The following is a 25,140-nucleotide window of genomic DNA, read 5'->3' as shown; positions in this document are numbered from 1 at the left end:
GGGGGGACCTATGAAGAGGAAAGTGAGTTTAAGCTTTAAAAAACACCATTTTGTAGGAATAGGCGCGTTCTTTGAAAAGAGTAAGTTGCTTTATCAGCTTGTGGGGCTGTTCTTAATATTAAGTATTACACCATGTTTGATAGTAACTTCCCTTACAAAATCTAAAGCAAACACTTCAGTTCAGGCCTCTTTGACAGGATATTCTCAAAAAATTGTCGATCAGCTTACCTATAATTTGAATTATTATCTGGAAGTAACGACATTTTCAGCAGCATCTTTTACGAATCATAAAGAAGTTCAGAGCTATTTTGTCAATATGAATGTGCTTAAAGGTCTAGAGAAAAAAGTATTCGAAAAAGATACACTGCCAGCTTTACTCGCTGAGATAACTTCTAAAGATAATTCAATAGATGGACTATATATCTTAAGCAACGATAAGCTTATTTTCAAAAAAAAGCTCATGGGAAGCGATTTTCATTCCAGTACACTGCTTACCTATCTGGAAAGTGGTGCGTTTAGAGCTTCAGAAACCTATAAGCAGATTTTATCTAAGGACTTAGCAAGTAATACGTGGTTTTATCTAGGGATTGAGACAGATACGAATCAAAAAGATAATGCAAATGGTATTTACATGGCCCGGAAAATATCAAGCACCAATAATACCATTAGTATTTTTAAGTTGAATGCTAAACATTATCAGAACTTTATAGATCTAGCCAGTGTTCATGAGGACATTCCTATTATGGTACTGGATCACGACAATACAGTTATACTATCAAATAATAATGATTTAATAGGACTGAATCTTAAAAATATTAATCAAAAACATCTTGAAAGAATCAGTAATTCTTCTAAAGCTTTTGGAACATTTACTGACAAAGAGGGACTATTTAGCTATTCGGTCCTTGCAAATGGGTGGAAGGTAGTAAGTGAGGCCCCGCTACATATATTGATGAAAGATATAAACAAGGTATGGGGGCAGATAGCCGTCATTATTGTGATAAGCCTTTTTATTATTCTGCTAGTGAGCATAGGAATGGGAAGAAAAATAGCTGTTCCTCTTTCTAAGATGACTGGACTCATGGCACAAATTCAGGAAGGTAATTTGGATATAGAAGAAGCATTAAGAAAAAATGTTGTAGCCACTAACCTAGAGATGAAACTACTTGTAACAGGCTTTTTAAATATGATTACCTCACTTAAAGCACTGATTATGAATGCAAAAAGTGCTTCAGTATCAGTAGAAGAGAATATGGGTATGCTTAGCCAAGTTGCTATGGACACATCGATTTCAGCCCAAGAAGTAGAACAGGCTATAGAAAGCATAGCAAAAGGCGCACAGGGACAGAGTAAAGAAATAGAAAGTGCTCTTGGAGTTGTTGAATCGCTATCTAGACATATTAATAAGGTAACGGTTATGGTAAATGAAGTTCAGGAAGCTTCTAAAAGTTCAAAAGCGATGAGCCATTCGACTAAAAACCACTTAAAAAAATTAGAAGATCAAACGAAGGATAGCATCGTCATAACTGATGCTATTAGGCAACAGGTTGAAGAATTAGGAAGTGAAGTAAGCGGTATAAGCCGCATACTAGCGCTTATTAAAGGAATTAATGATCAGACGAATTTATTATCATTAAATGCTGCGATTGAAGCAGCTAGAGCAGGAGAATCAGGCCGGGGGTTTGCAGTTGTAGCTGATGAAGTGAGAAAGCTCTCTTACCAGACAGAGGATGCCATACTTGCCATAGATCAGATGATCAAGGGGATTCAGTACAAAAAGAAGTCTACACTTGATGAGCTTGAAAAAGCAAACAAGGTTTATAGTAATCAGATTCCTATCGTTAAATCAGCAAAAGATACGTTTTCGCATATTGATCAGCAGATGAATAGTGTGAATCTGCAAATTGATCATACAACAGCAATCCTTCAGGAAATAACCGTACAAAAAGAGGAAGTCGTTGAAAAGATGGGTGAGATTTCACAGATTGTTACGCATTCAGCCGGAGTAAGTGAAGAAGTAAGTGCTGAGAGTGTCCAGCAGTCGTATAATGCTCAGAAAATAAATGTAATGGCGAATAAGCTTCTAGAAAGCATAAGTGATCTTAAAGTAGCCTATTCAAAATTTGAATAGAGTTTACTTTTAAATAGAAATGATTACCAATATTTACATTAGAAATGGAGAACTAAAAATGAATCAATCAGATAAGCTAAAATTTCTTTATCCAGAAGAAAACTACGGGATAGAAATAGATTTTGATAAAAAAGAAACAAAGATTAGTGAAACCTTTATAGGGGTTTTCTTTGAAGACATTAACTATGGAGCAGATGGCGGACTCTATGCAGAACTTATTCAAAACCGCTCCTTTGAATTTGGCAGTTTTAAAGAAAGTTTTTCTAAATTTGACGACTACCTATATGGCTGGGAGGTTTTCGAGAAAGATAACAAACAGTTTAAAATAGAGAGAAAAAATGAGCAGCCTATTCATCCGAATAACCCCAACTATTTAGAAATAACACTGGGTGAAATGAGTCATGGCAGTAGCCTAAGCAATACAGGATTTGGTGGGATTGCCCTTAGAAAAAATGAAAACTACAACTTTTCCATTTTTCTAAGGAATAAAGACTACAATGGGAAATTACATATTTTATTACAGGGACAAAATGGGACTCGTTATGCCAAAGTTACAATAGAGAGTAAAAACGTTGATGATACATGGAAAAAATATGAGACTGTTCTAAATTCAGAGGAAGATGATTCTTTTGCTAAGCTAAGTTTAATTTTTGAAGGAGAAGGAACCCTGAACTTAGACATGATTTCCTTATTTCCCCAAAGTACGTGGGCAAACAGGAAGAACGGACTGAGACGGGATCTTGTCCAAATGCTGAAAGATCTAAATCCAAAGTTCATGCGTTTTCCAGGAGGATGTATTGTAGAAGGAAAGTATCTGTCAAATGCTTATAACTGGAAAGATACTATTGGACCAGTAGAATATCGAAAAACGAACTGGAACAGATGGGAAGAATGGCAGAATGCCCCATATAATCAGACCTATGGGCTTGGGTTTTATGAATACTTCCAACTCTCAGAAGATATAGGTGCTAGCCCCCTTCCTATTATAAACTGTGGCATGAGCTGCCAGTTTCAAGGCAAGGAAGTAGCAGATGATGTCGAACCTTTTATCCAAGATGCATTAGACCTGATAGAATACGCCAATGGTGATGAAACAACGATATGGGGATCAAAAAGAATTGAGGCTGGACACAAGGAACCTTTTAACCTTGTGTACCTAGGTATAGGTAATGAACAGTGGATAGATTATGAAGTTGAAGGACAAGATAAATACTTTGAAACATATGAAATTTTTAGAAAGCGAATCAAAGAAAAGTATCCAGATGTTCATCTGATTACAACCAGTGGACCTTTTCCAAGCGGCAAAGAATTTGAAGTTGCATGGGATATTATTACAGATAAAACAAAGGAATATATAGACCGAGGAAAAGTTTATGCAGAAATTATAGATGAACACTATTATATGTCCCCGGATTGGTTTTTAGATAACAATTCAAGATATGACAGCTATCCTAGATATGAGGATGGGAAAAGCAGTAAAATATTTGCCGGTGAATATGCATGCCATACTAACGGAGGCCCTTCGAAGCAAGGAGAAAACAATCTCTATGCTGCACTTTGTGAAGCAGCTTTTATGACAGGGCTTGAAAGAAATTCGGATATCGTGGCTATGACAGCCTATGCCCCTTTGTTTGCAAAAACAACGAATATCCAATGGCAGCCAGACCTTATATGGTTTGATAATAACAAAGCCTATGGTTCTGTAAGCTACTATGTCCAAAAGATGTTTGGAAACAACATGGGAACCTACACCTTAAAAACGGATGTTGTCGCTAAAACGAAGCTTCCCAAGTATAAGAGGTTGCCAATCTATAGTATAGCAAGCTATGATGCGAATACAGAAGAAATGATTATTAAACTGGTTAATGTAGATGAAAAGGCGCATACAGTCAGTATAGAACTAAAAAATGTACAAGGCACTTGGCAGAAGGCGAAGGGAGTCATCTTAACTTCAGAAAACAAGATGGATATGAATACGTTGGAAGAACCTGATAAAGTCGTTGCAAAAGATTTCATTTTAGGCAATGTATCTTCAGAATTTGTGTATGATATGCCGGCTCAGTCATTTGTTGTGCTAAGGTTGAAGGTGATGTAAGCACTAAATATTAGGGCTGCAGGAGGGATTTTATGATAAAAGTACAAAAAAGAGTAATAGGTAATATATTGTTAATGGGAGTAATGATATTATCTGGATGCGGGGGAAATAGTGAGATAATGAGTAGGGATGCTTTAGAGCCACCGGTTTTTAAAGAGGTTTCAGTGCATGATCCGTCCGTGATTAAGGTGGAGGATACATATTATGTATTTGGATCGCATCTGCAGTCTGCAAAAACGACAGATCTAATGGCGTGGACGCAGATTTCTACAGCGCCACAAAGGGGTAATAAACTGGTTCCTAATGCGAGTCAAGAACTAGGGGAAGCATTAAAATGGGGGAAAACATCAACCTTTTGGGCAGGGGATGTGATTAGACTTGCAGATGGTAAGTTTTATATGTACTACTGTACGTGTAAGGGGGATTCGCCTAGGTCTTATCTAGGGCTTGCGGTAGCAGACAACATCGAGGGACCTTATAAGAATTTAGGAGTTATTTTAAGGTCGGGGATGGAAGATGAACCCAGCGATGATGGAACCCCTTATGATGCGACGGTTCATCCAAATGCGGTAGATCCTCATACCTTTTTTGATAAGGATGGGAAGCTGTGGATGGTATATGGCTCCTATTCAGGAGGAATATATATATTAGAGATGGACCCTGAAACAGGCTTTCCGTATAGTGGGCAAGGATATGGTAAGAAACTTCTAGGAGGCAATCATAGCCGTATAGAAGGGGCCTATGTTCTTTATAACAAACAGACCGACTATTATTATATGTTTTTATCTTTTGGTGGTTTAGGTGCAGAGGATGGTTACAATATAAGGGTAGTGCGTTCAAGAACGCCGGATGGGCCATATTATGATGCAGAAGATAAGGATATGATTGATTGTAAGGGCGCTGAGGGTACGTTTTTTGATGATAGATCCATAGAGCCTTATGGCGTAAAACTGATGGGTAGTTATGCATTTAGTTCAAGTGATGAGACAAATACAAGGAAAAACACAGGTTATCGTTCGCCAGGGCATAACTCTGCTTATTATGATGAAGAAAAAGATGCTTATTTTTTATTCTTTCATACCAGATTTGAAGGCAGAGCAAATGCTTATGAAGTGCGGGTGCATCAGATGTTTTTTAATAAAGATGGCTGGCCTGTTGTAGTGCCGCATCGCTTTGCAGGTGAAAGTCTTAGTGCGTATAGGTCTGATGAAATACTAGGAACCTATAAGTTCATTAGTCATGGAAAAGATATTAGCGGAGAAATAAAGAAATCTCAAGATATTATCTTAGAGAAGCGGGGTAAAGTTACAGGAGCGATAGAGGGGAAATGGAAAAAAACAAAAAATAATGAGATTGAGCTAACGCTGGATGGAAGTGTGTATAAAGGTTATTTTATACGTGCTTGGGATCAAGATGTACAGGCTGAGGTTATGTGTTTTACAGCAGTATCAAAAGATGGCGTAACTGTATGGGGAAGTAAATCTGTTATAAACAGCAAATAATATAATATTTTATATAAAAGCACATAAAGTAGTGAGTTTCAAAATACTTTGTGTGCTGTTTTGATTTTTGAGTATTATTTTTTGTGTAGAGAGTTCCTGTTTTATTAGTGACAAATATTTTTAATCTCTGTAGTTATGTTTCAATTATATGTTTCCAATATCTTTTAGGCATATAAGAGCGCTGTTGCTTTTCATTAAGTTTTGTTGTAATCGTAACAGATTGATAAAAGCTTTTAAAAAGCGTTTCAAAGGAGTCAACATCTGTGCAAGCAGAGAGACTTTGGCCTTCTGCAACGGAGAGATCTCGTAAATAAGTTTGTTTAAGATCATATACAATCGCGTATTCGCGCTTAAGATCATGAATGATAAAGTGCTGATCTGAAAACCTCTGCTCAAAATGATGCATGATAAGAGGCAGGATGTTATGGTCGGGTTCTATTTGGGCGTAGAAAACAAGCGGTGCAATTTCTTTGAAACGTACAAAACCTTTAAAGCGATGAGCCTCTAAAGATACGCGCCTTGCATATTGATCTACAGCTCTGATGATATCATTATTTTTAGCAAGATTGATTGTATCAGAATGTTTGAAGCATAGTTTTACATAGCTAAAAATAAGTGTATCCATATCAGGCATATCACAAAGATATAGAGAGTATACATTTGAAAGTGTCGCATAAGACAGTTTAGTATAAAGGCTGTTATACACTCTGTCGGCTTTATCCTGTTCGGTTTTTATAGGGACCTTTTCATATAATAGATTAGGCGTGTAACTTGCCTCTTTTGTGAGCTTAACATCACATTTTTCTTGATAGGCATAAAATATGGCAGTTAAGAGGCCATCGAAGCTATTATCATAAACATATTCTTTCATACTAGGCCTCCTTATAGTTCGCCGGTTAGGGCTGTCAGATTATCTTCTAAAAGCAACAGCTTTGAGGGGATTTGAAAAGCTGGAGAAAAAAGTATTGGAGACTTACTAGAAGAATCTGCAAGATTATCAAATAGATTAAGCTGCTCATAGGGACCATCTATTTTATTTAAATCAAATTTAGGGGTAAGTGCAGTGCGGATTTTGGTATCATCAAGATCAACTGAGCCGTAATATTTTGTATTGCATGTAATAAAGTATTGTGCCCTTTTAAGAACAACACCGAGTTTTTTAAGATCTGAGTAATTAAGTGGTGCAATACGTCTTGAACTCATAATCTTCCTAGCACTTCGTACACCGATACCTGGTATACGAAGAAGTTCGGCTAAGGGTGCCACGTTTATTTCAATCGGGAAAAGGTGAAGATTATTAAGTGCCCAATTAGTTTTAGGATCAAAATTGATATCAAAATTAGGCGTTTTTTCATTTAAAAGTTCTTCAGCTTTAAATCCATAGAATCTAAGGAGCCAATCTCCTTGATAAAGTCTATGTTCACGGAGTGTGGGCGGATTTTTAATAGCAGGCAGGTTAGCACCTGTATTAACTGGCATATACGCTGAATAATACACACGCTTTAAGCTGTATTTATCATAAAGCTTCTGCGATAAGCTGAGGATGTTTAAATCATTATCAGGGGTAGCGCCTATAATAAGCTGAGTACTTTGACCTCCGGGCACATAAAGTGGAGCTTTTTTATATTTTTTGCGTTCAGCTAAAGCAGTTGTAATATTTGCACTAATTTGCTTCATAGGTTTAAAAATATCTTCCTTCTTTTTTTCAGGAGCAAGCAGTTTGAGGGAGTTGTCCGATGGCAGCTCGATATTAACGCTCATCCTATCTGCAAAAAGGCCTGCCTTATCAATAAGCTCCTGGCTGGCACCTGGTATAGCTTTTACATGAATGTAACCGCCAAAGCCTTTTTCAACGCGTAGTTTTTCGAGAATAGATGTCAGCATTTCCATCGTATGATTAGGGCTTTTAAAGACGGCGGAGCTTAAAAAAAGTCCTTCAATGTAGTTGCGTCTATAAAAGTTTGTTGTAAGTTCAACGACCTCTTCAGCTGAGAAGGCGGCGCGGGAGACATTATTTGATTTTCGGTTTACACAATAAGCACAGTCATAGATACAATAGTTTGTTAAAAGAATCTTAAGAAGAGAAATGCATCTGCCATCGGGGGTAAAGCTATGGCAAATCCCTCCTGAGTTTACAGAGCCTAAATCACCGCTTTTAGAACTTCTTTTAGAGCCTGAAGAAGAACATGACACATCATACTTAGCCGCAGCAGAGAGTATTTCTAGTTTTTGTTGCAGTTCCATTTTATCATCACCTTATTTATTAAATATAATACCGAACATATGTTCTATTATAAAGTATTTTATAGATTAGTGCAATATATGCAAAAGATTTTAGGTTACTAAATATCTGGTTATAAAGAGAAAGATATTAGAAGTTGGGACATACTATAGGCAAAGTAATACTGCGAGATGGAGGAGAAAAAATGAAGCAGCAGGATTTAAAACCTTCATTAAAACAAATGGGCTTTGAGATTGGAGACATCCCTATAAATTTATATAAATATACAGGATGTACTGATCAAGATAAAGCAAAGAAGTTTGAAGCGTTAAAAGTAAAAAGGGTTTGGCTGTGCTATGCCAAGTACTTAAATGATCCATTTGAAGGGTTAGCTTTATATATTGATAAACTAAAGCTTAAAGAACGTGGATGGGGAGAAATGCAAATAAAAGAGCTTTACGCGGGTTTAAAAGGCTTGGGGGACGGGATGCTTATTGGGAGTCTTGCAGCTAGTGGATTAGAAGAAGATATGCCGCTATGGGCACATTATGCTTATGATCATAAAGGATATTGCTTGCAGTATGAAGTGTTAGACACCGCCTATATTTATCCTGTAATCTATGAAAACAAACGCCACTTAGCTAATGAAACGCTCAGTCGTTTTTTATTGGACGCCGAAGGAGGCTTAAGATCTACAGAAGAATCCATAGAACGATTTTTAGTTATTTGGTCTTCTTTTATGATCAAACATATGATATGGGAATATGAAAAAGAATATAGGATTTTAAAATATCAGGTGAATGAAAAAAAGGATCAAGAGGTGGGAAATTATTTTAGTGAACAAGAATTAGGGCTTAGATTAAAGGCGATTTATATAGGAGAGAAATGTATTGATAAAGATGAGCTCGTAGAGATAGGAAAACAAAGAGGTTGTGAAGTTTACCAAATGGGTTTAAATCCTTATGAAGATGAATTTAAGCTCATAGCACAAAAAATAGCTGCATCATATCAGAGATAAAATACAGCTGCAAAAAGCTAAAATGTTGATTCCCTAATTAAAAATTCATATTCAGAGTAGATTTTTTTATTAATAGGATAAGTACCGTTTAAAACTTCGATGAAAAGATTTGCACCTTTTTCCCCTAGTTTTGACATCTTTTGATCTATAGTGGTTAGCGAGGGAGTTGTTAATGAAGAGATTTCTGTATTACTATAACCAACTAGAGAAACTTGTTCTGGTATTTTGATACCCAAGGTTAATAACTCTCTCATAGCACCTATTGCAATCATGTCAGATGAGCAACAGATCGTATAAGGAAATGGTATTTTTCTCTCAATAAGTAGTTTAATACCATCTTTTCCACTGGAATAGCTGAATGGACAGTCAATAAAATGCAACTTATCAAATGAGCGATTAAATTGCTCCATAGATTCCTTAAGACCAGAAAGCTTTGCAACAGTTGTTTTCCAGTTGAGATCTCCAAAAAAGAATATGTTTTCATGGCCTCGTGATAGAAGTTGGCTATAGGCCTCGAAACTTGCTTTCTTTTCATCTACCATTATAGAAAATAGCTTATTACCACCTTTTATAAAGGAATTTATCATTACAATAGGATATGTTTGACTAACTTGTATTAAAAAGTCAGCATTTTCATCTTTGATGGGTCTGCTACCAGCGACTATAAATCCTTCTACTTGTTTTTGGATAAGCATTTCTATTTCTTTTCTTTCTATTTCTGCATTATTTTCTGTAGAACATAAAATAATTTTATACTGATTCTTCTGACATACTAAATCAATACTTTTTACAAGCTCAGCAAAGAAAGGGTTGCCAATATCGGAAATAAGTACACCGATAGTTTTCATACTTATGTTATTTAAACCCCGTGCATAGGCATTGGGGGTATAATTATTTTCTTGCATGAGTTTTAATATTTTATTGCGCGTTTTTTCTTTTACTGAGCCGTTTTTATTTATTACTCTCGATACGGTAGCTACAGAAACGCCGCTGTCTCGGGCTAGATCGTATATCGTATAACTCATATATAGTTTTCCTTTCTAAATAAATCAAAGTAACTGGTTACATAAGTAACTGTACAATAAGTATTATATCCCATTTTAAGAAGATTTGCTATAATTTAAGTCTAAGTAATAGAATTTGTTTATAAGTAATCATAAATATAGTATTTTTGTTGTAAAAAAAGTAACTGGTTACAATTTTTTTGATAAAAAGTATAGACAACTTGTAAATTGTTATATATAATTAGCTTATAAAGGCTTTAGAAAATGAAACTATGTATTTTTTTTAAAATCAAAAAAGTAACCGGTTACTAAAATGTGATTTATTTTTTGTTTTAATAGTCTTTTATTTATTTACCTTAATACTTGAATCAATATTATTTTTCGGTTTAGAATATATTTTTAGCTTTTAGGCCAAAGAATTAATTGATAAGTATTTCCAAAAATTTACAAGATAAATAATACTCAGGGGGTCGTATGATGAAAAAGTTATTAGCATTAGGTTTAAGCGCATTTTTAGCTCTAGGATTGACTGCATGTGGAAGTAAGAGCGAAGGCGTTAACAACGCAGGAAGTAGTTCAAGCGGAACATCAACAGAGGCTGCAAAACCAGTTGAGACAACAACATTAAAATTAGCACATAACTTAAATGAACAACATTCAGTGCATATTGCTATGGTAGAATTTGCAAGATTGGCAGAAGAAAAGAGTGAGGGTTCATTAAAATTTGAGATTTTTCCTAATGGTCAATTAGGTGGAGAAAGTGAAGTACTAGAGCAGTTACAAGCAGGGGCTGTTTCAATGACAAAAGTTTCTGCAGCTGCATTAACACCATATAGCGAAGGGTACAATGCGTTTACATTACCTTATGTTTTCCTCAATGAAGAGCATTTCTATAAAAGTATGGAATCAGATGCAGTTAAAGAACTATATGCTGAAACTAAAGAGCAGGGCTTCATTGGATTAACATACTATAATTCTGGCGCGCGTTCGTTCTATACAAAAAACAAACCGATATTAACACCAGCAGATTTAAAAGGAGTAAAGATCAGAGTTATGGGATTTGAATCTCAGACAGATATGATTCAAGCTTTAGGAGGAACACCAGTTGGACTGCCTTATGGAGATGTTTATACTTCATTACAATCGGGCGTTATCGATGGTGCAGAAAGTAATGAGACAGCTTTAACAATAGGTAAACATGGAGAAGTTGCAAAACAATTTAGTTATGATGAACATACTAGAATTCCAGATATTTTAGTTATGAGTTCAAAAGTTATGGATTCATTAACGGCTGAACAGCAACAAGTTATATTTGAAGCAGCGGCAGAATCTACTGAATTCCACAAACCATTATGGACTGCATCAATTGATGAAGCTATTAAAGAGGCACAAGAAACACAAGGTGTAACTTTTAACGAAGTAGATAAAGGACCATTTAGAGAAGCAGTTGCACCAATGATAGAGAAATATGCTAGTGCAATGCCACAGGTGAAGGCGTTATTAGATGCATTTAAGGGGTTAGAATAATTTTAAATTAGAAAGCTTAGAATATATCTATCCTAAGGTTACATGATAGAGTTTATTTGTTAAAAGGTTACTTTTTAAAAGAATCTTGTAAATTCTCAATATCATGGATAGAGTATTAAGTAAGCTCTAACACAGCGTTGTCCCTTTCTATTCTTATGAGAATTTATTTGTCAATGGGGCATGCTATAGTGTTAGAGCTTTTTTAAATTCTTATTTAAGAAAGTGAAATAGATTAGTAAGAAATATTAAAACTAAATGATTTTGGAGGCTAAAATGATAAAGATAAAAACGATTTTAAATAAAGTTTTGTCGTTTGTTATATCAATGCTTTTAGTAGTAATGACAACATTAGTCTTATGGCAGGTTTTTACTAGATATATATTAAATAACCCGAGTACTTTTACAGAAGAATTAGTTATTATAATTTTAATATGGACTTCTTTTTTAGGTACGGCATTTGCATTTGGTACCAGACAGCATATGGCATTAATCTTTTTAAAAGAAAAACTTCATGGAAAAAAAAGAATTATGTTAGAGGTATTTATAGATTTATTAGTATTGTTATTTGCTGTAATCATACTCATTTTTGGTGGGAAAGCCATTACAGAAGGAGTATTTTCAGTCAAAACGCCTATATTAGGGATATCTAGAGGACTAATTTATATAAGTACGGTGGTATCTGGTGTAATTATTACGTTTTATCAGCTTGTAAACATATTAGAAGATTTGAAAATAAGGGATAACCTAGAAAAGATTGATTAAATAATAAAATAGTGAAGGAGAAAGATAAAAATGGCTATACAGGCAGCTTTAATATTATTTACAGTTTTCCTTATTCTTTTGGCAATTGGAGTACCTATTTCTATAAGTATAGGCATATCTGCAATAGTGACATCATTGATGGTTGTACCTTTTGATGTCGCCATATTCACAATATCTCAAAAAATGATAAATGGCGTAGGTAGCTTTTCATTGCTAGCCGTTCCTTTATTTGTACTGTCTGGTAATATTATGAATAATGGAGGCGTTGCAAAAAAGCTTGTTAATTTTGCAAAAGTACTAGGAGGAAGAATACCTGGTTCTTTAGCGCATACTAATGTGCTTGGCAATATGTTATTTGGCGCTTTATCAGGATCTGCAGTTGCAGCATGTGCTGCTATTGGAGGAACTATGGCGCCATTACAAAAAGAAGAAGGATATGATCCAGCATTTTCAGCAGCGGTTAATATTGCTTCTTCTCCAGCGGGGATGCTTATTCCGCCAAGCGGAGTGCTAATATTATTCTCATTAGTTGCTGGCGGCGTATCAGTATCAGCTTTATTTATTGCGGGATATATACCAGGTATATTAATGGGTGCGTCAGTAATGTTAGTTGCCTTTTTTCATGCAAAAAAGCATAAATATCCAGTTTCACAAAGAGTATCATTTAAAGAAGCACTTTTGGTATTTCTAGATGCTCTTCCTAGTTTATTACTTATAGTTATAGTTATTGGTGGTATAGTTGGCGGGGCATTTACAGCAACTGAGGGTGCCGCAATCGCTGTCATATATCCATTAATCCTATCCATGTTTTATAAAACGCTGACTTTAGAAAATATGAAAGATATCATATTAAAAACAGCAGTAACAACAGGTGTCATCATGTTCCTTGTGGCAGCATCATCGGCTATGTCTTGGATTATGGCATATACTGGTATACCACAAGCTATAAGTGGATTGATATTATCCATCTCAACGAATAAAATTGTAATTCTATTAATTATGAATATAACTTTATTAATAGTGGGGACTTTTATGGATCTAACACCAGCAGTGCTCATATTTACGCCAATATTCCTGCCAATAGCTACACAGCTTGGACTACATCCAGTACATTTTGGTATGATTTTAGTATTTAATCTATGTATAGGTATTATGACACCGCCTGTGGGAAGCGTTCTATTTATTGGGTGCAGTGTAGCGGACGTATCTATAGAAAAAACAATAAAACCATTATTACCTTTCTTTGCGGCTTTAATTATAGTGCTACTATTAATAACTTATATACCAGAACTTAGTTTATTCTTACCAAGATTATTCAATATAATATAATGATATAAGGAAGGAACGATAGTATGATTAGAACAAAATATATTTTTGAGTTTATAAAAGAAGAAAATAATACGCTTTATTTTAATCTAAAAGAAGGAAAAACAGTAGCTAAAGTTTTTGTTTTAGAAGAAGATGTCATAAGAGTATTATTTTATGAAAATGAACTTAAATTAGATAAAACATGGCTTGTAGCACCAGGTATGGATGATATAGAAAAAGAAGGTCGAGACAGACTTGACATTTCACCTTTTACTAAACCACAATTTACGTATGAGATAAAAGATGAAATGTGTAGCGTAGAAACCTCAAAAATAAAAGTTGTTTTTGAGATGGATGGTATGAAAGCAACTTGGTATTATAAAAATAAAGATCAAGAAATTTTACTAGTTAAAGATAGAAAAACTCAAGCCTATAATTTCGAAGGCTCTTTAGGAAAAGGACCATTCCATTACTTAGAAAGAAATTTAGATGAACAATATTATGGACTAGGCGAAAAAGCTGGTAATTCAAATAGGTATGGCAAAAGATACAGAATGATGAGTGTAGACCCAATGGGGTATGATGCAGAATTTACTGACCCATTATATAAACACATACCATTTTACATAACCAGAAACAAACAATCTAAAGTGTCCTTTGGTATTTTTTATGATAATTTATCTACTTCTATTTTTGATTTAGGTAATGAGTTAGATAATTACCACGGATACTATCGCTATTATAATGCAGAGGATGGAGATCTAGATTATTACATCATCGTTGGTCCAGAAATTAAAAATGTTACCCAGACATTTTCTTGGTTAACGGGGAGAACAATATTTACACCAAAGTGGAGTATCGGGTACTCAGGTTCAACAATGTCTTATACTGATGCGCCAAATGCCCAAGAACAATTACTTAATTTTGTAAAAGATTGTAAAGTAAATGATATACCTTGTGATTCATTTCAGTTATCTTCAGGCTATACTTCTATAGGAGATAAAAGATATGTGTTTAATTGGAACACAGACAAAGTACCAACACCAAAAGAAATGTCAAAAAGCTTTCATGATAATGGTATAAAACTATGCGCTAATATAAAACCTGCATTATTAATAGACCACCCTATGTATAAAGAACTGGATGAAAAGAAAATGTTCATTAGAGACAGTAAAGGTGAAAATACAGAGATTGCCCAATTTTGGGATGATATTGGGGCTTATGTAGATTTTACAAACGCTGAGTCTTTTAATTGGTGGAAAGCTCAGGTCACAGAAAAGTTGCTTGAGTACGGAATAGATAGTACCTGGAACGATAACAACGAGTACGAAATTTGGGATGGTGAAGCTAAAGCTCAAGGATTTGGAAAAGAGATTAATATAAGTCAAATAAGACCGCTTCAATCTTTACTCATGATGAAAGCATCTTTTGAAGCACAAAAAGAATATAACCCGAACTTAAGGCCATATCTTATTTCAAGATCAGGTTGTCCAGGCATGCAAAGATATGTACAAACTTGGTCAGGAGATAATAGGACCTCATATAATAATTTAAAATTTAATATTAAAATGGGTATTGGCTTAAGCTTAAGCGGCGTTTATAATATTGGACATGATGTGGGCGGGTTTTCTGGTCCTGCACCAGAACCGGAATTATTTGTTAGATGGGTACAAAATGGTATTTTTCATCCGAGATTTACTATTCACTCATGGAATGATGATGCAACAGTGAATGTTCCGTGGATGTACCCTGAAATGATTACCTTCATAAGAAGCGCAATTAAGTTTAGAAGTAAAATTACGCCATACTTATATAATCTAAATTATAGAGCCCATAAATATTATGAACCTATGATAAAACCAACTTTTTATGACTTTGGAAATGACGAAAAAACCTTTGAAGAATGTGATGACTTTATGTTAGGTAATGACTTATTAGTAGCATCAGTAGTTGAAAAAGGTCAATTTGAAAGACCTGTATACCTTCCGGAGTATACCCAAGGCTGGTATGATTTTAATACAGGTATTTGGTATGAGGGTGGGCAAACTGTTAATATTCCAGCACCGCTTCATTATACACCGCTACTTATTAAAGCGGGGGCTATTATCCCTATCAATGATGCAGAAATAACTTTCGAAACTAAAGCGCAAGATAAAAGAGGATTCATGGTATTTCCAGCAAAAGGTATAGCTAATAGCAACTATGAGTTGTATGAAGATGACGGGTATACTAATGACTATAAAAACAATATCTTTACTATTGTTAAAGTTAAAATGATTTCTGATGAACATAGTGTTCAATTAGAAATTTCTTCCCAAGGGGAGTATAAACTTCCTTATAATACAATAAGAATTTATCTTCCTAAAAGTGAAGTAAGAGAAGTCATTATAAATGGTAAGAAAGCAGAGAAAAATATTGAATGTATTTATGAAGTTGAATTAGTATAACACTATTAATTTAAATCTTAACAAGTTGTTTAACTAGTATTGGAGACAGCGTTATACTAAAGGGTAAGGCAAAGACTTTAGAAATTTTTTCATAACTGAAAAGGAGTTCCTACTAAGAGAGTTTGGTAGGAACTCCTTTTCAGTTAATGAGACTAGAGGTTTACGTTAAATTTGTGCAAGAGCCTGTTTGAGGTCTTCTATAATATCAAGGACATTTTCTATACCTACTGAAAGTCTGATAAGTCCTGGGGTAATGCCAGAAGCTATCAGCTGCTCATTTGTAAGCTGTCTATGGGTTGAGCTTGCTGGGTGAAGGACAGAAGTTCTAAGATCTGCGACATGGACAACAATAGCTGCCAGCTTTAAAGTATCCATAAACCGAATAGCAGCCTCGCGGTCGCCTTTTATAGAAAATGAAATAACGCCGCTACAGCCATCAGGCGTATATTTTTTTGCAAGATTATAATACTTATTAGCAGCAAGCCCTGGATAATTAACAAATTCTATTTGAGAATGTCCTTCAAGAAATTCAGCAACTTTTAAAGCATTGCTGCAATGTCTTTCTACTCTAAGAGCCAGTGTTTCGAGGCCTAAATTTAAGAGGAATGCTGCATGGGCAGAAGGATATACACCCATATCTCTCATTAGTTGATAACGGGCTTTTGCAATATAGGCAGCTTTACCAAACTGCTTGGTATAAATAACTCCATGATAAGAGGGGTCAGGTTCAGTAAAGTCAGGGAAGTTGCCATTAGCCCAGTCAAAGTTACCACTGTCCACAATAACCCCGCCTACTTGTACCGCATGTCCATCCATATATTTAGTTGTAGAGTGAATAACGATATCTGCACCGTATTCAATAGGTCTGCAGAGAATAGGTGTTGCAAATGTATTATCAATCACAAGCGGTACATTGTTATGATGTGCAAGGGCTGCAAATTTCTCAATATCTAAAATAGCCATAGAAGGATTCGCAATGGTTTCACCAAAAACAGCTTTTGTATGAGGCTTAAAAGCTGCTTGGAGCGTATCCGGATCCGTATCAGCATTAACAAAAGTAACTTCAATGCCCATTCTTTTAAGCGTTACACCCAATAAATTAAGTGTACCGCCATAAATGTTACCTGCACTAATTAGATGATCCCCGGCTTTAAGAAAGTTTAATAAAGCGATCATAGAAGCAGCTTGCCCAGAAGTTGTACACATAGCACCTATACCACCTTCGAGTGCAGCAATTTTTTTTTCGACTGCATCAACAGTAGGATTGGATATTCTTGAGTACATATGTCCATCGGCTTCCATATCAAAAAGCTTTGCAACTTCTTCGGTGGAATTGTATTTATATGTGGTGCTTTGATAGATTGGTAAAACTCTAGGTTCACCATTTTTAGGCGCATAGCCTTCTTGGATACATTGTGTTTCTATTCGCACTTTCATTTCCCCCTAATAATATATCGAAATATTACAATATTTAATGAAAATATAGTATCATTAGGTATCAGGGATGTCAATAGACTAAAAACGCTCAAAAGGAGATACCATAAGATTAAAAAGTCTTTTGGCATATCCTCTTGAGCGTTTAATGTTTTGGGAAGCTAGGCGTTCTCGAGTTCTTCTCTTACATAAGTCGGAAGCATAAAGGCACCTATATGAAGATCTGTATTATAATAATCTGTTTTAAGGCCAAAGCTTTGCCACTTATCGGCTTTTAGGTCTTTAATTGGATCATACTTCTTAGATGCAAAGCCAAACAACCAATGTCCAGAAGGATAAGTTGGCATATGGAATTGATACACCTTAGCTATAGGGAAAGCATCTTTAATTTTAGAATGAGCTCTTTTCATTTCATAAGCGTAACTTGCATAATAAGGGCTCTCGTGTTGATTAATCAAAATACCATCGTCACTCAGAATTCTTTGGCAGTTATTATAGAAGGCATAGGTAAATAAACCTTCTCCAGGACCTATAGGGTCAGTAGAGTCTACTAATATAAGGTCGTATGCATTATTGGGGGCATCCTGTACAAACTGAAGGCCGTCCTCAAAATACAAAGTAAGTCTTCTGTCTCTATCTATTTTACAAGCTGTCTGTGGAAGGAATTTCTGACAAAGACGTACAACACGTTCATCAATCTCAACCATATCAACTCTTTCAACAGATGGATAACGTAAAATCTCACGGGCAGTCCCACCATCGCCTCCACCGATAATAAGTACGCGTTTGATATCTGGATTAACGGCCATAGGCACATGAGCAATCATGTCATGGTATATAAATTCATCTTTTTCAGTTACCATCATAAAGCCATCCAGTGTAAAGAATCTACCGAAAGTATTGCTGCTGAAAAAGTCTATTTGCTGAAATTCACTTTTTTCTGAGTGAATATGCTCATTAACTTTAATAGAAAATTTAGTATCGTCCTGATGATTTTCGCTATACCATAAATCTATCATATTGTCCTCCTGGGTTTTATCTAAAATTTGTATCATATAAGGGTCATCATCATCATTAAGAATAACTGTTCCTTCACCTTTAAGGTAAAGATAATGCTCAATCATGTCATCAGTAATCATCTCTCCAGGAATGACTATAGGGATACCCGGTGGATAAATCATCAGAGACTCGCCGCAGATAAGACCACTGGCTTCTGTAATATGCATCAATTTTTTAGGGTGATAGTAAGCATCCCGAGGGGTCATCAGCATTTTAGGATTTTTAAGGCTGGAGGAGATATCTATATTTAAAGGTGGAAAAGTTTTATAGTAACGTCTGCTTATATCCTTTAAAGCGCAGACAAGTTTATTAATAGATGCGGCATTGTCTCCGAAGGATACAATAGCCAGGATTACATTAGGCTCAGCTAGTTCCACTTGAAGTGCATATTCCTTAGCCAATATATCATAAACATTAAAGCCAGATAGTCCTAAATCATTAACTTTGACAACGACTTTTAAATCATCATAGTGATAAACGCCTTGATGATTGATATAGTCTTTGCCAATTATACATTTTAACCCAGGAATCCGGCTAATCTCTTCTTTGGCAGCAAGGGTAAGCTTCAGAAGTTCATCAAGTCTTTCTTTGCCTTCAAGTACTAATTTTCTGCGTGCCACATCAAGCGAACACATTAAAAGATAATTAGCTGAAGTTGTTTGTAGAAGATTAATGGTAGAACGAACTTTGTTTTTTTCTATAAGTCCTTCATTATGCAATAAAATAGATGATTGCGTAAGCGAACCACCTGTTTTATGCATACTTACGGTCACTAAATCAGCACCGAGTTTTGCAGCATTTATGGGAAGATCAGGATGGAATGAAAAATGTGTGCCGTGGGCCTGATCAACAAGAACTGTAATACCCATGCTGTGTGCAAAATCTATAATCTCTTTAAGATGAGAGACGGCTCCGAAATAAGTTGGATTAATAACGAATAATGCTTTAATATTATTGTTTAAATCAATAGCATGTTTAACAGCTTTGAGGGTAATACCATTTACAATCCCATATTCATTATCGATCTCTGGCTCGATAAATACAGGTTTTGTGCCGGATAATATCAGTGCATTAATAGCGGATTTATGCACGTTACGAGGTAAAAGTACTTTATCCCCTTCTTTAAGTGCACTCATCAGCATATATTGTATCCCAGAGGTTGAGCCATTTACTAGCATAAAAGCATTATCTGCATGAAAAGCATCAGCTATAAGGTGCTCAGCCTCTAAGATAACTCCAGTTGGATGGGACAGGTTGTCCACCGTCTTAGAAGCATTAATGTCCATTTTAAGTGTCATATCGCCCCATATTTCTCTAAGTTCTTCTAAATAATTGCCTCTTTTATGTCCAGGTACATCAAAGCAAGTAATATCCTCATTAACATACTCTACAACCGCAGAAAAGAGAGGCGTGCTAGAGTGATTCATCATATTCCTCCAAATTAAACATGGCTTCTGCTACGTTGGTGCCGTAGAAAATTTCGTCCATTTCTTTTTTAACTTTTTTAGCAATCATTTTTGCTTCACCACGATGAAGCTCATCTTTTGTATAGCCAAAAAGATAATTATCTAAGTCAAATCCCTTAAGTTTGCATTTAGTATGGAAAATATTTTCCTGATAAACATTCACATCAATCATGTTATACATCATGCGTATATGCTCAGGAATAAAGTTTTGTATCGAATCTATTTTATGGTCTATAAATAGTTTATGCCCAGTAAAGTCTCTTGTAAAACCGCGTACACGATAGTCAATCGTCATAATATCCGCATCAAAAGAGTGAATAAGATAATTAAGTGCCTTAAGCGGGGATATCTCGCCACATGTAGACACATCAATATCTGCTCTAAAAGTACTAATACCTTCATAAGGATGATATTCTGGGTAAGTGTGTACTGTAAGATGACTTTTATCGAGATGCGCGACAACAGTATCAGGCAGCGGTCCAGGAGATGCAGACTTTGTATCATGAGAAGCATTATAAGTCGGATACTCAGAAACAAGTATGGTTACACTAGCACCCTGTGGGTCATAATCTTGCTTGGCTACATTTAAAATAGTTGCTCCTATAATTTCAGTTACTGTGGTTAAGATTTGAGTAAGTCTTTCAGCATTATACTGTTCATCAATATACTCTATATAAGCTTGCCGATCAGCAGGGGTTTTGGTATAGCAAATATCATACATGTTAAAAGAAACAGTTTTAGTTAAATTATTAAATCCATGTAGTTTTACTTTGTTTGATTGTATAGTGTTCATCTTATTTTAAGTAGATCTCCTTCTATCATAGATTTTAATATATTGTTATAGCAAGGTACATTATAAAGGAAAACAAGCTATAATTCAATATTAAATATTGTATTACCATATTTAAAGTTTAGTAATACTTCTATTTTTATATAACTACTGATGAAAATTATATAAAAAACATTTTAAAAGACAATTAGAAAGTCCTAATATGATATAAAAGTATGTAGAATATAACCCTTGAAAATAATGGGTTTGTTTAAAAGAATAGTTCAAAAAGAAGACAAGTATTATGGGGAGCTTTAAAAGAGGATTTATTGGAATTATTTTTTTTAAAAAACATTCATCCTAAATAGATAAGTCGATAATATATATAGTAAACTCTATATATAGTAATACTTAAAAATATATAAAATAATTAATAAATGAATAATGTTAGTATCTAAAGTTTTAGCGCTGATTATACCTAAAAGCACAAAGGATAAGATGGTAAATAAAACTTTTGCCAATTAGAGAAGAAATGACTCAAGAATCATTACTTTTCTAATTGGCAAAAGTAGTTTTTTACCCAGAATATATGCAGACATAATAAGAAAACATGTATAATGTTTCAGATAAATTCCGTTAATATTATGAAAAACAAAAAAGGTGAGCAAGAAAAAATTAATAAATAAAAGTCAGAAAAGAGTGTTTAGAATATAGTATTATTGAAATGAGTCTGTAAGCATATTATCAATTAATGAACTAGCTTGAGATTCAGAGATGTTTTTAACAAGACTTACTTCGTTAATAACAAATTTACGGGCATTCATAAGCATTTCACGTTCACTGGCATTAAGCGATTTTTTTTGATGAATATGTGTTAAATCACGAACTACTTCAATACAGTCTACTAGAGAACCATTTGTAATTTTATCCATATTCATTTTGCGTCTTTCTTTTGCATTAACACCTTGGGCAGACTCTTCTTCATATTGACTAAGGGTATGAAAAGCATGTTCTGCAGTAGAAGGGTCACTGATTAGGCGGATATTAGAAGTTTCTATTCTATCACTAGGAATCATCAGAGTCATTTCGGTATTGATTATTTTTATAATAAAGTATTCCTGAATTTTACCTAAGAAATCTCTATTTTCAATATTTTCAACAATACCAGCCCCTCGCATAGGACAGACAACCTTATCACCAATTTTAAACATGTACGTACCTCCTTATAAAATGGACTTATTCTATTAGTATAACACACTTTTGATTTTTTATCAAAATAGTGCATAATTTGTTCAAAAAAACATAATGAAAGAGACGATTACATCCTGCAATCATCTCTTTCATTATGTTAAAATATATAATTAAAACTGAATTAAGTATAAGCTAGTTACATACCGCCACTTGAAACCCAGGGCTTTTGAATAGCTGTTTTAAGTGAATTATAGTTAGTAATAAGTTTAATTAAAGCGTAATCCGTATCTTGCAGTTTTATAAGCTGAGTATCGTAGTCTAACTTTGTTATCATACCCACTTCAGCTTGGAGTTTTGCAATTTGAAGTTGATTGTGTATAAGTTTAAGTTGATTTTGCAAGGTGGCTATTTGTTCTTCTAAACTTAGCAAGGTAGAATAGCTTGAGATTAAACCTTGTTTGATTTTTTCCTGATTATTTTCTAGAGTAGAAAGATTTTTATCAACCTTATATTTTTCACCAAGGTAAACGGCCCAAGGCATTGGTGTAGCCCCTTCTTGCAGAATATTATCTGCTTGCAGGGCTACGATATCTTTATCATATTTTAGATAATCAGCTGCTTTATTATTGGTATAGTTTTCTACTGAGCCGGTAATGCGAAAAGGTTCATAAGAGATGGCATCATCTAATAGATACTTAGACAGATCCTTGCCTGTAAGTACTTTAAAATGGTTTTGATCATTTGTTAATGCCTCAAGTTTTGCCTTGTGGGTACTTTTTTGCATGTCTAATTGAATTTGAGCGTTATCGAACTCCAGCGTGCTGACTAGGCCTAATTTTTTTTGAAGAGCCATAGTTTGAAGTTTTTTGGAGTTGATCATTATACTTGCATCTAAATTCATAATCTCTTTTTCGAGTAAGATAAGCGCGTTATAACGATTGGTAATATCATAAGTAATCTGATCTTTTATAATTTGTGCTTGCTGTTCATTTTTAGCCTTAGTTAAGTACATGGTTTGATAAGAGACGAAACTTGCTCCTTCAATGGCTTTAAGTTGTTCACGAAGCAGATCGTATTCTTTAACATTTAATGAAACTTGATTGCTGCGGACAAAAGCAGATTGAACAGCATCATCTAACTTAAGAACTGGTTTAAGTTCAGCAGCAGACAAAGGCAGTGCACTGAGTAAAACAATGCTCATAAAGACAGTTAGTAGTTTTTTGAAGGAAATTTTCATTTTTATACCTCTTAATAATGCAATTGATAAGTTAACTTATCAATTGCATTATCCTTTCTATTAGGATTTAATAGTATATCATTTATTTGGGTAGTTTAGAGTAATTAATAAGGCGCTAAAGAGGAAGTGTAAGTTCTATCCCAAAGCCGCCACCAAAAGGCTTATAGGCTTTAATACTACCATCATGTTTTTGAATAATCTGTTTAACAATAGCAAGGCCTAATCCGCCCCCTTCGTGATTTTGACTTGTGCGGGCGGTATCCGCTTGATACATAAGATCAAAGACCTTATCATAGTCTAAATTGGAAGGAGCCAGTCCGTTATTTTCTATTTTGATTAAAATGTTTGTGTCCTGATTTAAGGCAGTCAGGGTAATCTGCATATTTTTTCCCCCATGAATAACGGCGTTAGAAAAAATATTGGCAAAGACTCTGCGTATTTGATTAATATCTAAAGAAGTGCTAAGTGACTCATCTAAATCAATATGGGGCGTAAGGTGAATACTATAAGTAAGAAGCTCCTCTTGATACTCTTCAATAACTTCATCTAAAAATTTTTTAATAGGAACGCGTTGCAAAGCTACTTCTTGAATCTCTCCCATAATATAAGCATTAAGCTCTTCGACCATCGTTTGAATAGTATTTGCCTTACTTAAAATAGTCTGATAATACTTAAGTCGTTTTTTTTCATCGGATATACCAGGATTAATCAGCCTTTGTGTATAGCCTAAAATAGATGTAAGCGGTGTTTTTAAGTCATGGGAGATACAACTGATAAATTCATTTTTTTGACGCTTACTTAGCTCTATTTGCTCAGACATAAGAAAGAAATTATTGCTTAATTTTAAAATTTCATTTCTAGAATGTTTGGTAGCATAATAGCCATTTTTATGATTAAAACTATCTATTGCGGTATTGAGTTTATTAAGTGGTTTACAGACTTCTTTATTGATATAAAATAAAACGACGCTTAATAAAATAGGTAAAAAAGCTAAGGAAGCTTTGGTAGTATTATAGACGGCTTGTAAAAAAATAGCATTTAAGACACTTCTATCTTGTAATTTTTCTTTAAAGATGGGACCTAGCTCACCCAAGGTTGTAGCAGGACCTAGTTCATCTACAATAACAGCGAATTGTTCATGGAAATGCCGAAGGTTATTTGCAATATCTCGAGCAAGAAAAAGCCAAAGATAAATGACTATTGCCACAAAATTAATAACGAGAGCCAAAATAAGAATGAGGGCAAACTTCTTTTTTAAAGGCAACGCGCTCCCCCCTTTACAAGGCGGTAACCAACTCCCCATACGGTACGGATTAGTTGATTATCAGGGTCTAATTTACCGCGTATGTTTTTGATGTGTATGGTAACAGAATTAAGATCACCAAAAGTATTACCCCATACATTTTCAAAGATTTGTTCGCGGGATAAAACTTTACCCATATTATCCACTAAATAAGAAAACACTTGAAATTCTCTGGTAGATAAGTCAACTAGCAGGCCATTTCGCTTGACAATACCATTTTGCTTGTCAATGACAATATCACCTAGAGTAATTAAACTTTCATCATGTTTTAGTTTTCTTTTTTCGCGGCGTACGTGGGCATTAACTCTAGCTACAAGTTCAGCAACTATAAAGGGCTTGGTAATATAGTCATCTGCTCCGATATCAAGTCCCAATATTCTATTGCGATCAGAAGATTTGGCACTGACAAATACAATAGGACATGGCGTGATAGCCCGTACTTCCATACAAATTTCTAGGCCATCTTTGTGAGGCATCATAATATCTAAAAGAATGAGATCAATTTGTTCAGATTCTTTTTTGATAGTCCAAAGTGCTGATTCACCATCTGTAACAATGCGCGTTGCATACCCTTCATCAGTCAGACTATCTGCAATAAGTTCTGCAATAGCAATATCATCATCAGCTATTAATATATAACCCATATCCCATCATTCCTTTATACGA

The 25,140-nt window shown here is 34.7% G+C and carries 18 protein-coding genes and 1 pseudogene; 8 read left to right on the top strand and 11 right to left on the bottom strand.

Features of this window, described 5'->3' with window-relative positions:
* The first annotated feature begins 10 nt into the window (after positions 1-10).
* The 3 genes from BN3326_RS15995 to BN3326_RS15985 are packed head-to-tail and all read left to right on the top strand — an operon-like array spanning position 11 to position 5,728.
* Entirely contained in the window at positions 11-2,131 is a 2,121-nt protein-coding gene (locus BN3326_RS15995) for a methyl-accepting chemotaxis protein (RefSeq protein WP_070000272.1), read from the top strand.
* Positions 2,132-2,189: 58 nt separating this feature from the next.
* Entirely contained in the window at positions 2,190-4,226 is a 2,037-nt protein-coding gene (locus BN3326_RS15990; RefSeq protein WP_070000271.1) for an alpha-L-arabinofuranosidase C-terminal domain-containing protein, read from the top strand.
* A gap of 32 nt (positions 4,227-4,258) precedes the next feature.
* The gene (locus BN3326_RS15985) at positions 4,259-5,728 is read left to right on the top strand and encodes an arabinan endo-1,5-alpha-L-arabinosidase AbnB (RefSeq protein ID WP_304441263.1); all 1,470 of its coding nucleotides are present in this window, start codon (positions 4,259-4,261) and stop codon (positions 5,726-5,728) included.
* Between the two features lie 133 nt (positions 5,729-5,861).
* Here the strand turns inward: BN3326_RS15985 and BN3326_RS15980 are convergent, their stop codons facing one another.
* Positions 5,862-6,599 carry a TIGR03915 family putative DNA repair protein gene (locus BN3326_RS15980; protein ID WP_070000270.1) on the bottom strand — a complete coding sequence of 246 codons (738 nt, stop codon included), beginning with the start codon at positions 6,597-6,599 and terminating at the stop codon, positions 5,862-5,864.
* A gap of 11 nt (positions 6,600-6,610) precedes the next feature.
* On the bottom strand, positions 6,611-7,972 hold the full coding sequence (locus BN3326_RS15975; RefSeq protein ID WP_070000269.1) for a putative DNA modification/repair radical SAM protein: 1,362 nt from the start codon (positions 7,970-7,972) through the stop codon (positions 6,611-6,613).
* A 182-nt stretch (positions 7,973-8,154) separates the two neighbouring features.
* Between BN3326_RS15975 and BN3326_RS15970 the strand changes: the two genes are divergently transcribed.
* Positions 8,155-8,967 (top strand): DUF2971 domain-containing protein, encoded by an 813-nt coding sequence (locus BN3326_RS15970; RefSeq protein WP_070000268.1) that lies wholly within the window; start codon positions 8,155-8,157, stop codon positions 8,965-8,967.
* A 17-nt stretch (positions 8,968-8,984) separates the two neighbouring features.
* On the opposite strand, the gene BN3326_RS15965 is transcribed toward BN3326_RS15970, so the two are convergent.
* Complete coding sequence (locus tag BN3326_RS15965) at positions 8,985-9,992, bottom strand: LacI family DNA-binding transcriptional regulator (RefSeq protein WP_070000267.1); 1,008 nt, start codon at positions 9,990-9,992, stop codon at positions 8,985-8,987.
* Between the two features lie 453 nt (positions 9,993-10,445).
* Here BN3326_RS15965 and BN3326_RS15960 point away from each other — a divergent pair, with 453 nt between their 5' ends.
* From BN3326_RS15960 to BN3326_RS15945, 4 genes are all read left to right on the top strand, one after another.
* Positions 10,446-11,498 (top strand): TRAP transporter substrate-binding protein, encoded by a 1,053-nt coding sequence (locus BN3326_RS15960; RefSeq protein ID WP_171903849.1) that lies wholly within the window; start codon positions 10,446-10,448, stop codon positions 11,496-11,498.
* A gap of 273 nt (positions 11,499-11,771) precedes the next feature.
* Positions 11,772-12,260, top strand: coding sequence for a TRAP transporter small permease (locus tag BN3326_RS15955; protein WP_070000265.1), 489 nt, complete (start codon positions 11,772-11,774; stop codon positions 12,258-12,260).
* 30 nt (positions 12,261-12,290) lie between these two features.
* Entirely contained in the window at positions 12,291-13,589 is a 1,299-nt protein-coding gene (locus BN3326_RS15950; protein WP_070000264.1) for a TRAP transporter large permease, read from the top strand.
* Between the two features lie 23 nt (positions 13,590-13,612).
* The gene (locus BN3326_RS15945) at positions 13,613-16,015 is read left to right on the top strand and encodes a glycoside hydrolase family 31 protein (protein WP_070000263.1); all 2,403 of its coding nucleotides are present in this window, start codon (positions 13,613-13,615) and stop codon (positions 16,013-16,015) included.
* Positions 16,016-16,180: 165 nt separating this feature from the next.
* On the opposite strand, the gene BN3326_RS15940 is transcribed toward BN3326_RS15945, so the two are convergent.
* The 8 genes and pseudogenes from BN3326_RS15940 to BN3326_RS15910 all read right to left on the bottom strand — a co-directional run bounded on the left by BN3326_RS15940 (position 16,181) and on the right by BN3326_RS15910 (position 25,118).
* Positions 16,181-17,446, bottom strand: a complete 1,266-nt coding sequence (locus BN3326_RS15940) for an O-acetylhomoserine aminocarboxypropyltransferase/cysteine synthase family protein (protein WP_070000262.1) — start codon at positions 17,444-17,446, stop codon at positions 16,181-16,183.
* Between the two features lie 164 nt (positions 17,447-17,610).
* Positions 17,611-18,465 carry a polyamine aminopropyltransferase gene (speE, locus tag BN3326_RS22800; RefSeq protein WP_334292629.1) on the bottom strand — a complete coding sequence of 285 codons (855 nt, stop codon included), beginning with the start codon at positions 18,463-18,465 and terminating at the stop codon, positions 17,611-17,613.
* Between the two features lie 96 nt (positions 18,466-18,561).
* A pseudogene (locus tag BN3326_RS22795) lies at positions 18,562-19,935 on the bottom strand (aminotransferase class I/II-fold pyridoxal phosphate-dependent enzyme); the annotation flags it as partial.
* The gene (gene speD / locus BN3326_RS15930; protein ID WP_070000261.1) at positions 19,922-20,767 is read right to left on the bottom strand and encodes an adenosylmethionine decarboxylase; all 846 of its coding nucleotides are present in this window, start codon (positions 20,765-20,767) and stop codon (positions 19,922-19,924) included. The gene speD and the pseudogene BN3326_RS22795, both read right to left, overlap by 14 nt.
* A gap of 692 nt (positions 20,768-21,459) precedes the next feature.
* Positions 21,460-21,954 (bottom strand): CarD family transcriptional regulator, encoded by a 495-nt coding sequence (locus BN3326_RS15925; RefSeq protein ID WP_070000260.1) that lies wholly within the window; start codon positions 21,952-21,954, stop codon positions 21,460-21,462.
* Between the two features lie 176 nt (positions 21,955-22,130).
* Positions 22,131-23,171, bottom strand: a complete 1,041-nt coding sequence (locus tag BN3326_RS15920; RefSeq protein WP_070000259.1) for a TolC family protein — start codon at positions 23,169-23,171, stop codon at positions 22,131-22,133.
* Between the two features lie 115 nt (positions 23,172-23,286).
* Entirely contained in the window at positions 23,287-24,435 is a 1,149-nt protein-coding gene (locus tag BN3326_RS15915; protein WP_070000258.1) for a sensor histidine kinase, read from the bottom strand.
* The gene (locus tag BN3326_RS15910; RefSeq protein ID WP_070000257.1) at positions 24,426-25,118 is read right to left on the bottom strand and encodes a response regulator transcription factor; all 693 of its coding nucleotides are present in this window, start codon (positions 25,116-25,118) and stop codon (positions 24,426-24,428) included. The genes BN3326_RS15915 and BN3326_RS15910 overlap by 10 nt, the downstream gene beginning before the upstream one ends.
* Positions 25,119-25,140: the final 22 nt, after the last annotated feature.

Origin of the sequence: Cellulosilyticum sp. I15G10I2 (genome assembly GCF_900095725.1) — a bacterium.
GTDB lineage: Bacteria > Bacillota > Clostridia > Lachnospirales > Cellulosilyticaceae > FMMP01.
This window is presented reverse-complemented; position numbering and strand designations above follow the sequence as displayed.

What these genes read in the sequence shown, in the direction of transcription:
- BN3326_RS15995 (WP_070000272.1), top strand. Translation starts at nt 11, where the DNA reads ATGAAGAGGAAAGTGAGTTTAAGCTTTAAAAAACACCATTTTGTAGGA.
- BN3326_RS15990 (WP_070000271.1), top strand. Translation starts at nt 2,190, where the DNA reads ATGAATCAATCAGATAAGCTAAAATTTCTTTATCCAGAAGAAAACTAC.
- BN3326_RS15985 (WP_304441263.1), top strand. Translation starts at nt 4,259, where the DNA reads ATGATAAAAGTACAAAAAAGAGTAATAGGTAATATATTGTTAATGGGA.
- BN3326_RS15980 (WP_070000270.1), bottom strand. Translation starts at nt 6,599, where the DNA reads ATGAAAGAATATGTTTATGATAATAGCTTCGATGGCCTCTTAACTGCC.
- BN3326_RS15975 (WP_070000269.1), bottom strand. Translation starts at nt 7,972, where the DNA reads ATGGAACTGCAACAAAAACTAGAAATACTCTCTGCTGCGGCTAAGTAT.
- BN3326_RS15970 (WP_070000268.1), top strand. Translation starts at nt 8,155, where the DNA reads ATGAAGCAGCAGGATTTAAAACCTTCATTAAAACAAATGGGCTTTGAG.
- BN3326_RS15965 (WP_070000267.1), bottom strand. Translation starts at nt 9,992, where the DNA reads ATGAGTTATACGATATACGATCTAGCCCGAGACAGCGGCGTTTCTGTA.
- BN3326_RS15960 (WP_171903849.1), top strand. Translation starts at nt 10,446, where the DNA reads ATGATGAAAAAGTTATTAGCATTAGGTTTAAGCGCATTTTTAGCTCTA.
- BN3326_RS15955 (WP_070000265.1), top strand. Translation starts at nt 11,772, where the DNA reads ATGATAAAGATAAAAACGATTTTAAATAAAGTTTTGTCGTTTGTTATA.
- BN3326_RS15950 (WP_070000264.1), top strand. Translation starts at nt 12,291, where the DNA reads ATGGCTATACAGGCAGCTTTAATATTATTTACAGTTTTCCTTATTCTT.
- BN3326_RS15945 (WP_070000263.1), top strand. Translation starts at nt 13,613, where the DNA reads ATGATTAGAACAAAATATATTTTTGAGTTTATAAAAGAAGAAAATAAT.
- speD (WP_070000261.1), bottom strand. Translation starts at nt 20,767, where the DNA reads ATGAACACTATACAATCAAACAAAGTAAAACTACATGGATTTAATAAT.
- BN3326_RS15925 (WP_070000260.1), bottom strand. Translation starts at nt 21,954, where the DNA reads ATGTTTAAAATTGGTGATAAGGTTGTCTGTCCTATGCGAGGGGCTGGT.
- BN3326_RS15920 (WP_070000259.1), bottom strand. Translation starts at nt 23,171, where the DNA reads ATGAAAATTTCCTTCAAAAAACTACTAACTGTCTTTATGAGCATTGTT.
- BN3326_RS15910 (WP_070000257.1), bottom strand. Translation starts at nt 25,118, where the DNA reads ATGGGTTATATATTAATAGCTGATGATGATATTGCTATTGCAGAACTT.